This is a genomic window from Flavobacterium sp., from assembly GCF_031537875.1.
In the GTDB taxonomy this organism is placed as follows: Bacteria; Bacteroidota; Bacteroidia; order Flavobacteriales; family Flavobacteriaceae; genus Flavobacterium.
Map to the genome: position 1 here is coordinate 154,510 of NZ_JAVKNB010000011.1, position 14,659 is coordinate 169,168.

A 14,659-nucleotide genomic window follows, 5' to 3' on the forward strand; every position below is an offset into this window, starting at 1 on the left:
AATAATTTTTAATCTTTAAATCCTTCAATCTTTAAATGGTTTTATTTATTCTTCAGTTGCAGGAGCTTCTACAGCAGGAGCAGCTTCTACTTCTGCTTCAGCAGCAGGAGCAGCAACTTCTTCAGCGTCTTTTTCAGATCCTCTATCAGAAAGACCTTCAACAACAGCTGCAGTAACTAAAGTTAAAATTTTATCGATTGATTTAGAAGCATCATCATTTGCAGGGATTACGTAATCAACCTCTCTTGGGTCTGAATTCGTATCCACCATTGCGAAAACTGGAATGTTTAATTTTTGAGCTTCTTTTATAGCGATGTGTTCTGCTTTGATATCTACTACGAACAAGGCTGCAGGTAGTCTAGACATGTCAGCGATAGAACCTAAGTTTTTCTCTAATTTAGCACGAAGACGATCTACTTGCAAACGCTCTTTTTTAGAAAGAGTCATGAATGTTCCGTCTTTCTTCATTTTATCAATAGTAGCCATTTTTTTAACAGCTTTACGGATAGTTACGAAGTTAGTCAACATTCCACCTGGCCATCTTTCAGTGATGTAAGGCATGTTTGCTGCTTTAGCTTTCTCAGCTACGATATCTTTTGCTTGTTTTTTGGTAGCAACGAATAAAATTTTTCTACCTGATGCAGCGATTTTTTTCAAAGCTTCGTTAGCTTCTTCGATTTTTGCTGCAGTTTTATATAGATTGATAATGTGGATTCCATTACGTTCCATATAAATGTAAGGAGCCATGTTTGGATCCCATTTTCTAGTCATGTGTCCGAAGTGAACACCTGCTTCTAGTAATTCTTTTACTTCAACTTTGTTTGCCATTTTTTGTACTAGTTTACGTTCTGTTGATTAGCAATGTATAGATGGCGATTGCTCGGCTATATACATTTAGATGCTAAACTATTCCCTACCTCGGTAGGAGCAACAATAACTGTGTTTTTAAATTCAATAATAAATGAACGATGTCTTGTCCCATTTGAACAAGACAGGTAATATTAACGTTTAGAGAATTGGAATCTCTTACGAGCTTTCTTCTGACCGAATTTCTTACGTTCAACCATTCTAGGGTCTCTAGTTAATAAACCTTCTGGTTTCAAGATTGCTCTGTTTTCAGCATTTACTTCACACATTACACGTGCTAATGCCATTCTTACAGCCTCTGCTTGACCAGTTGAACCACCTCCATAAACGTTTACTTTTACGTCAAAGTTGCTAGCGTTCTCTGTCATAGACATTGGTTGTAACACTTTGTACTGTAAAGTAGCAGTTGGAAAGTAAGTTGCGAATTCTTTTTTGTTTACAGTGATTACTCCTGTTCCTTCCGAAACATAAACACGTGCAACAGCGGTTTTTCTTCTACCGATTTTGTGAATAACTCCCATTACTTAAGATCGTTTAGGTTAACAGTTTTAGGTTTTTGAGCGCCATGTTTGTGCTCAGCTCCTACAACAACATTTAAATTTCTAAAAAGTTCAGCTCCTAATTTGTTTTTAGGTAACATTCCTTTTACAGCTTTTTCTACTAATAAAGCTGGGTTTTTTGATTGCAATACTTTTGCAGTCAAACTTCTTTGTCCTCCAGGGTAACCAGTGTGACGGATGTATGTTTTTTCATCCAATTTGTTACCTGTAAGGTTGATTTTTTCTGCGTTAATAACAATTACGTTATCTCCACAGTCCACGTGCGGTGTATAACTTGGCTTGTATTTACCTCTCAAAATCATAGCGACTTTTGAAGCAAGACGACCTAAGTTATGACCATCAGCATCAACAACAATCCACTCTTTTGATACAGTGGCTTTGTTAGCTGAAATTGTCTTGTAGCTTAATGTGTTCACAATTTTTATTTTTAATTAAACATTCCATCCCCAATAAAGGGGATGCAAAAGTACAATTATTTTTCTGAAATACAAATTGTCCTAAAATATTATTTGGTTCTGATTATCAGCTAGTAAAGTATTTGTTTTTAATAGTCTTACCTTTTTAACAATAATTAACCTTCTTTTTTGCTAAAAACGGGTTTGTTTTTAGAAAATGCTTGGTTTTTCAGCATCGCTTTGCATTGAAATCTTTTGCATACAGACTAAAAACAGGTTAATTAACCGATTTTTTTATTATTTTAGCACTTTCAAACTACTTTTATGAAAGCTAAAGCAACACTAAAACAAATCGCTAAAGAACTTAATGTGTCTGTTTCGACCGTATCAAAGGCTCTTAACGATAGTCCTGAAATTAGCGAACAAACTAAAACAAAAATTAAGGAATACGCTAAACTTAAAAATTACAAACCTAATATCATTGGTTTGAATCTTAAGAATAGAAAAACGAAAACAATAGGCGTTATTATCCCTGATATTTTGAATTCCTTTTTTGCTAAAGTTTTTAGCGGGATTGAAAAAGTGGCTGATGAAAAAGGATACAATGTTATTATGTGTATCTCTAACGAGTCTTTAGAAAAAGAAGCTCATACGTTAGAAATGTTGAGTAACGGAACTATTGACGGATTTATTTTATCCGTTTCTGAAGAAGCTCAAAAACAAAACAAATACGATCACTTTAAAGAAATTATTAACGACGGAACTCCAATTGTGATGTTCGATCGTATTGCTGAAGGAATTGATTGTGATAAAGTAGTGGTGGACGATTTTGATTCGGCCTTAGATTCTACTCAACGATTGATTGATTTAGGGTGTAAAAACATTGCTTTGCTTTCTTCAGTAGATAATTTGAGCGTTGGAAAACTACGATTTGAAGGGTATTTGAAAGCATTAGAAAAAAATAAAATCCCAGTAAATAACAACCTTATTATTAGAACTGATTCGGAAGAAGATTTGAAAGAACAAATGGAAACCGTTTTTGCAAACAATAAAATAGATGGAATTTTTGCTTTAGAAGAAAACGATTCGGTTGCTGCATTACGAATGGGCTTAAAGAAAGGATATAAAATTCCAGAAGAGCTCTGCATTATTGGTTTTGCCGATGGGATATTAGCTTCAAGAAGATTGTCTCCAAGTTTGACTACGGTAAGTCAACATGGAATTGAAATTGGAGAAGAAGCGGCTAAATTATTAATTAAGCGTTTGGAAGATGATTCAGAAGAAGAGCCACCTTACGAAACGAAAGTGATTAAAACGGTGCTGAAAGAACGTGAAACTACGGCAAGAGTATAAAAACAAAAATCCATTCATTTGAATGGATTTTTTTTATTGTATTAATGAGCTTCCAGCCAATCTTTACCTATTCCAATTTCTACTTCCAAAGGAACGCTTAAGTTTACCGCTTGTTCCATTTCTTGTTTGATCATAGGTTGGATTTTTTCTAACTCGCTATTGTGGACATCAAATACTAATTCGTCATGAACTTGCAATAGCATTTTAGACTTCCAATTTTCTGCAATTAATCGTTTGTGAATATTGATCATCGCTATTTTGATAATATCGGCAGCACTTCCCTGAATTGGGGCGTTTACTGCATTTCGTTCAGCGGCACCACGAACGACTGCGTTGGCGGAGTTGATGTCTTTTAAATAGCGACGACGGCCTAAAATAGTTTGCACAAATCCTTTTTCTCTTGCTAGCTCAATTTGTTCTTGAATGTAGGATTTAAGTTTTGGATAGGTTGCATAATAAGCATCAATTAAAGCGGCACTTTCAGCACGCGAAAGCGAAGTCTGGTTACTCAATCCAAAAGCCGAAACCCCATAAATAATTCCGAAGTTTACTGTTTTAGCATGGCTACGTTGTTCTTTGGTCACTTCTTCTAAAGGGACATTAAATACTTTGGCAGCCGTACTTTTATGAATATCTTCGTGATTTTTAAAGGCCTTAATCATGTTTTCTTCTCCACACAAAGCAGCAATAATTCGAAGTTCTATCTGCGAATAATCGGCAGAGAGTAAGGTGTAATTTTCATCTCTAGCAATAAATGCTTTTCTGATTTGTCTTCCACGTTCTGTTCGAATCGGAATGTTTTGTAAATTCGGATTATTTGAACTCAAACGACCCGTAGCAGCTACCGTTTGCATATAATCAGTATGGACGCGATGTGTTTTAGTATCTACTTGCAAAGGCAAAGCTTCTACATAGGTATTTTGCAATTTGATTAAGGAACGCCAATCTAAAATTGCACTTACAATTTCGTTGTCTTTAGCCAAATAACTCAAAATTTCCTCGCCAGTTGCGTACTGGCCTGTTTTGGTCTTTTTTTGTTTGGCGCCGCCAATTTTAAGTTTGTCAAATAAAATGTCTCCCAATTGTTTTGGAGAGGCTAAGTTGAATTTTTCTCCCGCAATTTCGTAAATGCGACTTTCTAGTTGCGCAATATCATTGCCTAATTCTTTCGAAAGTGATTTTAAGAAAGGTACATCTAAATTAATTCCTTCTTTTTCCATGCTTGCTAAAACACCCACTAAAGGAATTTCTATTTCTTCAAATAGCTTTTTAGTATGAGTTTTATCTAGTTCAGCGTTGAATATTTCGGCTAATTGTAAAGTTACATCGGCATCTTCTACTGCGTATTCTTTGATTTCTTCCAAAGAAACATCACGCATCGATTTTTGATTTTTACCTTTTTTACCAATTAACACTTCAATAGATTGAGGCGCGTATTTTAAATAGGTTTCCGATAAAATATCCATATTATGGCGCATATCGGGATTAATCAAATAATGCGCAATCATAGTGTCAAATAATTTTCCTTTTATAGTAATGCCATAATTAGACAATACTTTTAAGTCGTATTTTAAATTTTGACCTATTTTTTCAATGTTTTTGTTTTCGAAAAAAGGAATAAATTTCTCAATTAAGGCTTGAGCTTCGGTTTGATTTTCTGGAAATGGAACATAGAATCCTTTCCCTTTTTCATACGAAAATGAAATTCCAACTAACTCAGCATGCAATGCATCTAGCCCTGTGGTTTCGGTGTCAAAACACACCGCGGTTTGGTTTTGTAAATTTTGTAACAATAGCTTAACACCTAAATCACCTTGAATGATTTGGTAAGAATGCTCGGTATTTTCAAGAGAACTATAATATTGATGGCGGGTTTCTTCCGAACCTTCATCAATAGCACTTCCAAAAAGATCAAATTGCTCTTCACTTTTAGGCTGTGGTTTTTTGTATAATTTAGCCTCGTCGATTACGGGAGTTGTTTCCCCTTTTCTAAAAATAGCATCAAATTGTTCCGCCATTCTACGAAATTCTAGTTCGTTGAATAAAGCATCGGTTTTGTCTACATCAGGAGTAGATAATTCATAATCGGTTTCGTCAAATTGAACCGGACAATCCAATAAAATAGTGGCTAAAGTTTTAGACAAGATTCCTTTGTCTTTATTGGCTTCAATATTGTCTTTCATTTTTCCTTTCAGCTTATCAGTATTAGCTAAAAGATTTTCCATGGAGCCAAATTCTTTCAATAGTTTTTTTGCAGTAACTTCGCCAACTCCAGGTAGTCCTGGAATATTGTCGGCAGTATCTCCCATCATTCCAAGGAAATCAATGACTTGTTCAGGTCTTTCTATTTCAAACTTTTCTAAAACTTCAGGAATCCCCCAAATTTCGATTCCATTCCCCATTCGGGCGGGTTTGTACATGAAAATATTTTCTGAAACCAATTGAGCGAAATCCTTGTCAGGAGTTACCATAAAAACCTGGTAATTTTGTTTCTCTGCTTGTTTGGCAATCGTTCCAATTAAATCGTCTGCTTCGTATCCTTTTACTTCAATAATAGGAATGTGCATCGCGCGAAGTAATTTTTGTATATAAGGTACGGCAATTTTGATAGCTTCTGGAGTAGCGTCGCGGTGCGCTTTGTATTCAGGAAAAATATCATTTCGTAAATCGCTTCCTCCATTATCAAATGCAACGGCCAAATGGTCTGGTTTTTCTCTTTTAATAACATCCATTAAGGAATTCATAAAACCCATAATTGCGGATGTATCAAGTCCTTTAGAATTAATTCTTGGGTTTTTAATGAAGGCATAATAACCTCTAAAAATTAAGGCGTAAGCGTCAAGAAGGAAAAGTCGTTTTTTAGTAGACATCAGTGTTTTATTCTAAAATTTGAATTCGTAAAAATAAGGAAACCAAGCGAAAGTTTTCTTTTAGAGTTAAATTTTAATTAATAAAAACCAGTTTTGCTTAATTATGTTGTTATTTTGTTTCCCAAATAACTTATTACCACATCAATGATTATTGTTTTAGTATCTTTTTTTCTTTTTTGGGGAGCAGTGGAATGGTTTTCGTTTCAGGCACTACGAACACTTTTGAAGCGAAAAAAAATGTTAGTGCTGTATCAAGCAGTTTCTCTTTTTTTAGCAGTGTATTTTATATATTCAATTTCTCAATTTGATCGTTCAGTTGGTCAAACCAGAAAAACGATGTTGGTACTAGGATTTGCCTTGATGGTGTATTTGCCTAAAATAGTTTTGGCGATAGTGATGTTAACCGAGGATTTTTTTAGAGTAGGCAAAGGGTCTGTTAATTATTTAGTAAAGAAAAAGAAAGATCAGCCATTTTTTGCGTCGCGAAGAAAGTTTGTGAGCCAGATGGGTTTAGGATTGGCTTCGGTACCATTTTTATCTTTGATATACGGTATTTTTGAAGGGAAGTATAATTTTAAAGTAATAAAACAACGTATTTATTTTCCTGATTTGCCAAAGGAATTTGATGGATTTAAAATAACACAAATTTCAGATGTGCATAGCGGCAGTTTTGATAATCCCGAAAAAATCAATTATGCAATAGACTTGGTTAACGAACAAGATTCAGATATGATTTTGTTTACAGGCGATATTGTTAATACACACGCTAAAGAAATGATCCCTTGGTTAGGAGCTTTTAATAGAATTAAAGAGCATAAGTATGGTAAGTATTCCGTTCTTGGGAATCATGATTATGGAGAGTATGTGACTTGGCCATCCGAAAAAGACAAAGCAGCTAATTTTCAAGCTATAAAAGATTTGTATGGTCAAATTGATTTTAAATTACTATTGAATGAACATACTTTTATTGAAAAGGGAGGTCAGAAAATAGCGTTAGTAGGAGTTGAAAATTGGGGTCATAATTTTAAAAAATTAGGGGACATCAATAAGGCTTCTCAAGGTTTAACTAAAGAAGATTTTAAAGTATTAATGAGTCACGATCCAAGTCATTGGGATTATATAGTGCAGCATCACGAGAAAAATTTCCATTTAACATTGTCGGGTCATACGCATGGAATGCAGTTTGGAATTGAAATTCCTGGGTACTTCAAATGGAGTTTGGCACAGTATGTGTATAAACAATGGGCGGGCTTGTATGAAAACAGAGGTAGATTTGTGTATGTAAATCGAGGATTTGGTTTTCATGCTTACTCAGGAAGAGTAGGAATTATGCCTGAAATTACGGTTATAGAGCTAAAAAAAGGGAATAATGTAGTGTAATTACTTAAAAATGCTACATTTGTAAAATATTTATCTCTTTTTAAGCAGATTAAAAAATTAAATTTTTGGTTTTATGTCAAAATTTGGAGAACTTATAAATGCACAAATCCCTGTGTTAATCGATTTTTACACAGATTGGAATGAGTCTTCTGTATCCATGCATCCAGTAATAAGAGATGTGGCCGCAGCGCTTGGCGATAAAGCTAAAGTGATAAAAATAGATGTAGATAAAAATCAAGAGTTAGCAGAAGCGCTTCGAATTAAAGGCCTTCCTACTTTGATGATTTATAAAGAGGGTCAAATGGTCTGGAGACAATCCGGAGAGTTAGACGCTAATGCAATTATTAATTTGGTTCAAGAACAATTGTAATCAAAGCAAATTCTTTTAAAAAGTTCTATGATATATTTATAGGACTTTTTTCTGTTTATAATGGGTCGTTTTTTGAGAAATGGAATACTTTTTCGATAGAATACTATTTTTTGAATTATGATTTCAAAAATGAGTTTCAATTTTAAAAGTAGTTGATTATTTTAAATATTAAAAAAAACACTATATTTGCATCGTTATTTATTAAAATCTAGATAATGAGGGGACTAATCGTCCCCTCTTTTTATAAAATATGACATTCAAAGAAAAAGTAAATACACTAGTAGAGGAATGCCTTGCAGATAAGCCAAGTCTGTTTTTAATTGACTTTACAATTACAGATGCTTTCAAAATTATTGTTAACTTAGATGGAGACAATGGTGTGGCATTGCAGGATTGTATTGACGTTAGTCGTGCTATCGAAAATAATTTGGACAGAGAAGAACAAGATTATTCTTTGGAAGTAGCCTCGGTAGGAGTTGGATCACCATTAAAAATGGTGAGACAGTATAAGAAAAATATAGGTAGAACCTTGATTGTGAAGACATCAACAGAAAATATTGAAGCAGAATTAGTAGATGCTAATGATGAATTCGTAATTTTGTCTTGGCAAGCAAGAGAACCAAAGAAAGTAGGAAAAGGAAAAGAAACAGTTCAAAAGACTTTAGAACTTCCTTATACAGATATTAAAGAAGCAATTGTTACAGTAACATTTTAATTAAAGAATTCGCATGGAAAATTTAGCATTAATCGATTCATTTTCAGAGTTTAAAGATGATAAACTTATTGATCGTGTAACGCTTATGGCAATTTTGGAAGATGTATTTAGAAATGCATTAAAGAAAAAATACGGTTCAGATGATAATTTCGATATCATTATTAATCCTGATAAAGGAGATATGGAGATATGGAGACGAAGAGTTATCGTTGCTGATGAAGATTTGGATTTCGAAAATGAAGAAATAACGCTAACAGAAGCTAGAAAAATTGAAGCCGATTTTGAAATTGGTGAAGAAGTTTCTGAAGAAGTGAAATTAATTGATTTAGGAAGAAGAGCTATTTTGGCATTACGTCAAAACTTGATTTCTAAAATCCACGAACACGATAATACTAATTTGTACAAACAATTTAAAGATATTATCGGAGAAATATATACTGCAGAAGTTCATCACGTAAGACCAAGAGTTGTTATTTTGGTTGACGATGAAGGAAATGAAATTGTTTTACCAAAAGAAAAACAAATTCCGTCTGACTTCTTCCGTAAAGGAGATAACGTACGTGGAATCATTGAAAGCGTTGAATTAAAAGGAAATAAACCTCAAATTGTGATGTCTAGAACTTCAGATAAGTTTTTAGAAAAATTATTTGAACAAGAAATTCCTGAAGTTTTTGACGGTTTGATTATGGTTAAAAATGTAGTGAGAATTCCAGGTGAAAAAGCAAAAGTTGCTGTGGATTCTTATGATGATAGAATTGATCCTGTTGGGGCTTGTGTAGGAATGAAAGGATCTCGTATTCACGGAATCGTTCGTGAATTAGGGAATGAAAATATTGATGTTATTAATTATACAACTAATAATCAATTGTATATTACTCGTGCTTTGAGTCCAGCAAAAGTATCTTCAATTAAAATTAATGAAGAGACTAAAAGAGCTGAAGTATTCTTGAAATTAGAAGAAGTTTCTAAAGCAATTGGTAGAGGAGGACACAATATTAAATTAGCAGGTCTATTAACTGGATATGAATTAGATGTAATTCGTGAAGGGGATGTGGCTAGTGGAGAAGAAGACGATATTGAGTTAACTGAATTCTCTGACGAAATTGAAGAGTGGATTATTGATGAATTTGCTAAAATTGGATTGGATACCGCAAGAAGTATTTTGAATCAAGACGTAGAAGATTTAGTAAGAAGAACAGATTTAGAAGAGGAAACTATTCTAGATGTAATCAAAATATTAAAAGAAGAATTTGATAATTAATCGAATTCTTAAAAAAATATCTTAACTTCATTGTCCTTTATTTAAAAGGTTTGGGTCGAGAAACACAACAAAAAGATAATAATAAAAAGGTTTTATGTCTGAAGAGAGAGTAATAAGAATAAACAAGGTTTTAAGGGAATTAAACATTTCGTTAGAAAGAGCAGTAGATTATCTAAAAGATAAGGGAATTGCCATTGATGCAAATCCAAATGCTAAAATTTCTGAACGTGAGTTTGGTATCCTACAAAGTCAATTTGCGGGCGATAAGGGGAATAAAGAGGCTTCGAAAGAAGTAGGAGAAGAGAAGAGAAAAGAAAAAGAAGCATTGCGTATTCAACGTGAACAAGAGATTGAAGAAAAACGCAAGCAAGAAGAAGAGCGTCAAGAAGTTATTAAGGCGAAAGCGGTAGTAACAGGCCCTGTTCAGGTGGGTAAAATTGAACTCAATCCTAAAAAACCTGCAAACGAACCATCTGCTCCTGCGGAAGTTAAATCTCAAGAGGCGCCACAACAAGTTACTTCGGAAAAACCAGTTTCAGACAAAAAAGAAGTAAAACCAGTTGCGGAAGTTGCACCAAAGGAAGAGAAAAAAGCAGTTTCTCCTGAAGTGAAAGTGGAATCTAAATCAGACGATGCTCCAATTGACGAAACAATTACTACTCAATATCAAAAATTATCAGGAGCAACTTTGACAGGTCAAACGATAGATTTGTCTCAGTTTAATAAGCCTAAAAAGAAAAAAGAAGATCCTAAAATTACTCCAAACAAACCAGGTGTTCCAGGTGCTGGAGCTAATGCAGGAAAAAATAAAAGAAAGAGAATTGTAGCTAAGCCATCTACACCAGGTGAGCCAGGAGCTCCAAATCCAAATAAAATCACTCCGAATACTGGAGGTGGATTCAATGCAAATAGAGGTGCTAAACCTGGTTTTGTTAAAGGGAATAGACCGGCAATTGTTGCTAAAGTTGAGCCAACAGAAGAAGAGGTTAAAAATCAAATCCGTGAGACTTTAGAGAAACTTCAAGGTAAAGGGGGTAAATCTAAGGCGGCTAAATACAGAAGAGATAAAAGAGATACACACCGTCAAAAATCAGACGAAGAGCAAAGAGCTTTAGATGAAGGAAGTAAAACAATTAAAGTTACTGAATTTGTTACTGTAGGTGAAATTGCAATTATGATGGATGTGCCTATTACTAAAGTAATTGGTACGTGTATGTCACTTGGAATCATGGTGACAATGAATCAGCGTTTGGATGCTGAAACATTAACTATTGTTGCTGATGAATTTGGTTATGAAGTTGAATTCATCACTGTAGATATTGAAGAGGCAATTCAAGTTGTTGAAGATAAAGAAGAAGACTTAGTGTTTAGAGCGCCTATCGTAACTGTAATGGGGCATGTCGATCACGGTAAAACCTCTTTGTTGGATTACATTCGTAAAGAAAATGTAATTGCTGGAGAGTCAGGAGGAATCACGCAGCATATTGGTGCTTACGGGGTTACTTTGGACAACGGGCAAAAAATCGCATTTTTAGATACTCCAGGTCACGAGGCCTTTACGGCAATGCGTGCGCGTGGAGCTCAGGTTACCGATATTGCCATTATTGTAATTGCAGCGGATGATGACATCATGCCACAAACAAAAGAGGCTATCAGTCACGCTCAAGCGGCTGGTGTTCCGATTATTTTTGCAATCAATAAAGTAGATAAACCTAATGCTAATCCAGATAAGATTAAAGAGAGATTAGCTGGAATGAACTTGTTAGTTGAAGATTGGGGAGGTAAAATCCAATCACACGATATTTCTGCTAAAACTGGTTTAGGTGTAAAAGAATTACTTGAGAAAGTATTATTAGAAGCTGAAATTTTAGATTTAAAATCAAACCCAAATAAACCTGCACAAGGAACTGTTGTTGAGGCATTCTTAGATAAAGGTAAAGGATATGTTTCTACTTTATTAGTACAACATGGAACGTTAAGAATTGGAGATTATATGTTGGCTGGTAAGCATCATGGTAAAATTAAAGCCATGCATGACGAAAGAGGGCATGTGGTTAAAGAAGCAGGTCCTTCTACTCCAGTATCTGTTTTAGGTTTGGATGGAGCTGCAACAGCAGGGGATAAATTCAATATTTTTGAAGACGAGAAAGAAGCAAAACAAATTGCTTCAAAACGTTCTCAATTGATGCGTGAGCAGTCAGTAAGAACACAACGTCATATTACATTAGATGAAATTGGACGAAGAATTGCTTTAGGTCAATTTAAAGAATTGAACGTAATCCTTAAGGGAGACGTTGATGGTTCTGTTGAAGCATTATCTGATTCGTTCTCTAAATTGTCTACAGAGGAAGTTCAAATCAACATTATTCATAAAGGAGTTGGAGCGATTACTGAAACTGACGTAATGTTAGCTTCTGCTTCTGATGCTATTATTATCGGATTTAACGTTCGTCCTGCAGGAAATGCAAGACAGTTAGCTGATAAAGAAGAAATCGATATCCGTTACTATTCTATTATTTATGCTGCTATCGACGACTTGAAAGATGCGATGGAAGGAATGTTGGCGCCAGAAATGAAAGAAGAAGTATTAGGAACTGCTGAGATTAGAGAGATATTTAAAATCTCTAAAGTAGGATCTATTGCGGGATGTATGGTAATGGATGGTAAAATTACTCGAAACGCAAAAGTTAGAGTGGTTAGAGACGGAGTTGTGGTATTCGATGGTGAGTTAGTAGCACTGAAACGTTTCAAAGATGATGTAAAAGAAGTTACTAAAGGATATGATTGTGGTATTCAAATTAAAGGATACAATGACATTGAAGAAAGAGATGTTATTGAAGCTTACCATGAAGTAGCAATCAAAAAGAAATTGAAGTAAAATTTAATTTTATAAAATAAAAAAAATCCCGATTAATCGGGATTTTTTTTATGCTTATATTTTTCTTATTTGTTGGGTTTTATCAGCAATACGTTTTTATATTTTTTTTTGATTTCTACAAAATTCCTTTCCGCTTCCATCCTTGTTTTAAAGTTACCTACCCACACTTTGTAGTTGGGTGTGTTGAAAACAATTGTGGCATCAATTTCTTTGAATTCTTGTTTAAAAAGCACCACCGTTTTTTTTGCTTTTTCGCTTTCGCCACTAAAAATTTGAATTTTATATCTGTCGTTCAAAGCGATAGAAGAGTTAATTTTTCGCTTTTCATTGAGCAATTGTTCTATTTTTGAATCGTTATTTGCCGTGTTTTTTATGATTTGAGCCTTTGAATAAAATACAGAAAGACTTAAAATCATAGAGTAGAAAATAGGTTTGCCAAGTCTTAAAATTCTCATAATGTGATGATTTTTACGCAAAAATAATATTTATAAAGAGAAAGCAATCGATAAATATTATTTAGAATTAATATAAATTGAATTTAAGAGTATTTTAAGGTTTTGAGAATAGTTCTTAAGTCGTATTTTTGTGCAAGTTTAAAAAGAATGTATACGTTTTTTCTAAAAATGTTTGTAGAAAAAACCATACCAATTTTAGTAGATAATCATTATACTATATGAAAAAGGTGGGTAACCATAATTCGATCTTAAGGAAATTATATTTCTGCTTAGCTTTAATGCTAATTTTCTCTGCAACTTCATTTGCTCAAGACGCTGCTCCTGCGGCTGCTGATGCTACGGCAGCTCCCGCTGCTGCAACTGGTGGAGATCCTGTGAAAGGAAAAGAACTATTCAATGCAAATTGTGCTGCGTGTCATAAATTAGATGCTAAATCTACGGGTCCTGCTTTGAGAGGAGTTAGTGTTAAGCATGATATGGCATGGATTTACAAATGGGTTCATAATAGTTCTGATTTAATCAAATCAGGAGATGCTGCTGCGGTAAAAGTATTTGAAGAAAACAATAAAGTAGTTATGACTGCTTTTCCTCAGTTAGCTGAAGGTGATATTGATAATATTATAGCATATACTTCTACTCCAAAAGAAGAGGCTCCGGTTGTTGCTGGTGCTCTAGCTGCTGGTGCTGAAGGTGCTGCTGCTTCACAGGATGGTTTATCTAATAATGTTATCCTAGGTGCGCTTGTTTTGGTTATGGCGATGCTTGTAGTAATGTTGTTTTTGGTAAACAATGTGTTGAGAAAAGTAGCTAAGGCTAATAATATTGAAGTTGCTCCAAAGGAACCAAGAATTTCTATTTGGAAAGCATTTGTTAAAAATCAATTCTTGATATTAGTTACTGCAATATTCTTATTGTTGTCTGGTGCTTATTTAGTATACGGCTTTTTAATGCAAGTAGGTGTTGATCAAGAATATGCTCCAATTCAGCCAATTCATTATTCTCACAGAATTCACGCAGGTGATAATGAGATTAATTGTAAATACTGTCACTCTGCTGCAAGAGTAAGTAAAAACGCAGGTATTCCTTCGTTAAATGTTTGTATGAACTGTCATAAAAACATTTCTGAGGTTGCTGAATCAACAGCTACTCCAGAATACAGCAAAGCCTTTTACGATGAGCAAATCCAAAAATTATATACTGCTGTGGGTTGGGATAAAACTACTCAATCTTATACTGGAAAGACACAACCTGTAAAATGGGTTCGTATTCATAACTTACCTGATTTCGTATATTTTAATCACTCACAACACGTAACTGTTGCTGGTGTTGAATGTCAAACTTGTCATGGTCCTGTTCAAGAATTTGAAATTCAAAAACAATTTGCTCCTTTAACAATGGGGTGGTGTATTGATTGCCATAGAAAAACTGATGTTAAAATGGAGGGTAATGAATATTACACTAAAATCCATGAACAACTTTCTAAAAAATATGGAGTAGAGAAATTGACTGCTGCTCAAATGGGAGGTTTAGAATGTGGTAAATGTCACTATTAATC

General features: G+C 34.2%; 12 protein-coding genes. 7 read left to right on the forward strand and 5 right to left on the reverse strand.

From position 1 onward, the window contains the following. Positions 1–45 precede the first annotated feature (45 nt). From rpsB to rplM, 3 genes are all read right to left on the reverse strand, one after another. Positions 46–828, reverse strand: coding sequence for a 30S ribosomal protein S2 (gene rpsB, locus RMR09_RS07995; protein WP_310595272.1), 783 nt, complete (start codon positions 826–828; stop codon positions 46–48). A gap of 173 nt (positions 829–1,001) precedes the next feature. Continuing rightward, the gene (rpsI, locus tag RMR09_RS08000; protein ID WP_310595273.1) at positions 1,002–1,388 is read right to left on the reverse strand and encodes a 30S ribosomal protein S9; all 387 of its coding nucleotides are present in this window, start codon (positions 1,386–1,388) and stop codon (positions 1,002–1,004) included. Next, entirely contained in the window at positions 1,388–1,843 is a 456-nt protein-coding gene (gene rplM, locus RMR09_RS08005) for a 50S ribosomal protein L13 (protein ID WP_310595274.1), read from the reverse strand. The genes rpsI and rplM overlap by 1 nt, the downstream gene beginning before the upstream one ends. Positions 1,844–2,146: 303 nt before the next feature. On the opposite strand from rplM, the gene RMR09_RS08010 reads away from it, so the two are divergent. Next, positions 2,147–3,175 (forward strand): LacI family DNA-binding transcriptional regulator, encoded by a 1,029-nt coding sequence (locus tag RMR09_RS08010; protein ID WP_310595275.1) that lies wholly within the window; start codon positions 2,147–2,149, stop codon positions 3,173–3,175. A 41-nt stretch (positions 3,176–3,216) separates the two neighbouring features. Here RMR09_RS08010 and polA read toward each other — a convergent pair whose 3' ends face one another. Continuing rightward, on the reverse strand, positions 3,217–6,045 hold the full coding sequence (gene polA, locus RMR09_RS08015) for a DNA polymerase I (RefSeq protein WP_310595276.1): 2,829 nt from the start codon (positions 6,043–6,045) through the stop codon (positions 3,217–3,219). A gap of 144 nt (positions 6,046–6,189) precedes the next feature. On the opposite strand from polA, the gene RMR09_RS08020 reads away from it, so the two are divergent. The 5 genes from RMR09_RS08020 (at position 6,190) to infB (ending at position 12,649) form a co-directional block, all read left to right on the forward strand. Continuing rightward, entirely contained in the window at positions 6,190–7,425 is a 1,236-nt protein-coding gene (locus RMR09_RS08020) for a metallophosphoesterase (RefSeq protein WP_310595277.1), read from the forward strand. A gap of 73 nt (positions 7,426–7,498) precedes the next feature. Then, positions 7,499–7,795 (forward strand): thioredoxin family protein, encoded by a 297-nt coding sequence (locus RMR09_RS08025; RefSeq protein ID WP_310595278.1) that lies wholly within the window; start codon positions 7,499–7,501, stop codon positions 7,793–7,795. Positions 7,796–8,045: 250 nt separating this feature from the next. Beyond that, positions 8,046–8,510: a ribosome assembly cofactor RimP gene (rimP, locus tag RMR09_RS08030; protein ID WP_310595279.1), complete on the forward strand. Its 465-nt coding sequence runs from the start codon at positions 8,046–8,048 to the stop codon at positions 8,508–8,510. Between the two features lie 13 nt (positions 8,511–8,523). Further along, positions 8,524–9,771 (forward strand): transcription termination factor NusA, encoded by a 1,248-nt coding sequence (gene nusA / locus RMR09_RS08035; RefSeq protein WP_310595280.1) that lies wholly within the window; start codon positions 8,524–8,526, stop codon positions 9,769–9,771. 94 nt (positions 9,772–9,865) lie between these two features. Further along, complete coding sequence (infB, locus tag RMR09_RS08040) at positions 9,866–12,649, forward strand: translation initiation factor IF-2 (RefSeq protein WP_310595281.1); 2,784 nt, start codon at positions 9,866–9,868, stop codon at positions 12,647–12,649. A gap of 65 nt (positions 12,650–12,714) precedes the next feature. On the opposite strand, the gene RMR09_RS08045 is transcribed toward infB, so the two are convergent. Beyond that, positions 12,715–13,104, reverse strand: coding sequence for an SPOR domain-containing protein (locus RMR09_RS08045; RefSeq protein WP_310595282.1), 390 nt, complete (start codon positions 13,102–13,104; stop codon positions 12,715–12,717). A 218-nt stretch (positions 13,105–13,322) separates the two neighbouring features. Between RMR09_RS08045 and RMR09_RS08050 the strand changes: the two genes are divergently transcribed. Beyond that, positions 13,323–14,657, forward strand: coding sequence for a c-type cytochrome (locus tag RMR09_RS08050; protein ID WP_310595283.1), 1,335 nt, complete (start codon positions 13,323–13,325; stop codon positions 14,655–14,657). The last annotated feature ends 2 nt before the right edge of the window (positions 14,658–14,659 follow it).

Bases quoted from the DNA above. Each gene is read 5' to 3' on its own strand.
- rpsB (WP_310595272.1), bottom strand. From the start codon at position 828: ATGGCAAACAAAGTTGAAGTAAAAGAATTACTAGAAGCAGGTGTTCAC.
- rpsI (WP_310595273.1), bottom strand. From the start codon at position 1,388: ATGGGAGTTATTCACAAAATCGGTAGAAGAAAAACCGCTGTTGCACGT.
- RMR09_RS08010 (WP_310595275.1), top strand. From the start codon at position 2,147: ATGAAAGCTAAAGCAACACTAAAACAAATCGCTAAAGAACTTAATGTG.
- polA (WP_310595276.1), bottom strand. From the start codon at position 6,045: ATGTCTACTAAAAAACGACTTTTCCTTCTTGACGCTTACGCCTTAATT.
- RMR09_RS08020 (WP_310595277.1), top strand. From the start codon at position 6,190: ATGATTATTGTTTTAGTATCTTTTTTTCTTTTTTGGGGAGCAGTGGAA.
- RMR09_RS08025 (WP_310595278.1), top strand. From the start codon at position 7,499: ATGTCAAAATTTGGAGAACTTATAAATGCACAAATCCCTGTGTTAATC.
- rimP (WP_310595279.1), top strand. From the start codon at position 8,046: ATGACATTCAAAGAAAAAGTAAATACACTAGTAGAGGAATGCCTTGCA.
- nusA (WP_310595280.1), top strand. From the start codon at position 8,524: ATGGAAAATTTAGCATTAATCGATTCATTTTCAGAGTTTAAAGATGAT.
- infB (WP_310595281.1), top strand. From the start codon at position 9,866: ATGTCTGAAGAGAGAGTAATAAGAATAAACAAGGTTTTAAGGGAATTA.
- RMR09_RS08045 (WP_310595282.1), bottom strand. From the start codon at position 13,104: ATGAGAATTTTAAGACTTGGCAAACCTATTTTCTACTCTATGATTTTA.
- RMR09_RS08050 (WP_310595283.1), top strand. From the start codon at position 13,323: ATGAAAAAGGTGGGTAACCATAATTCGATCTTAAGGAAATTATATTTC.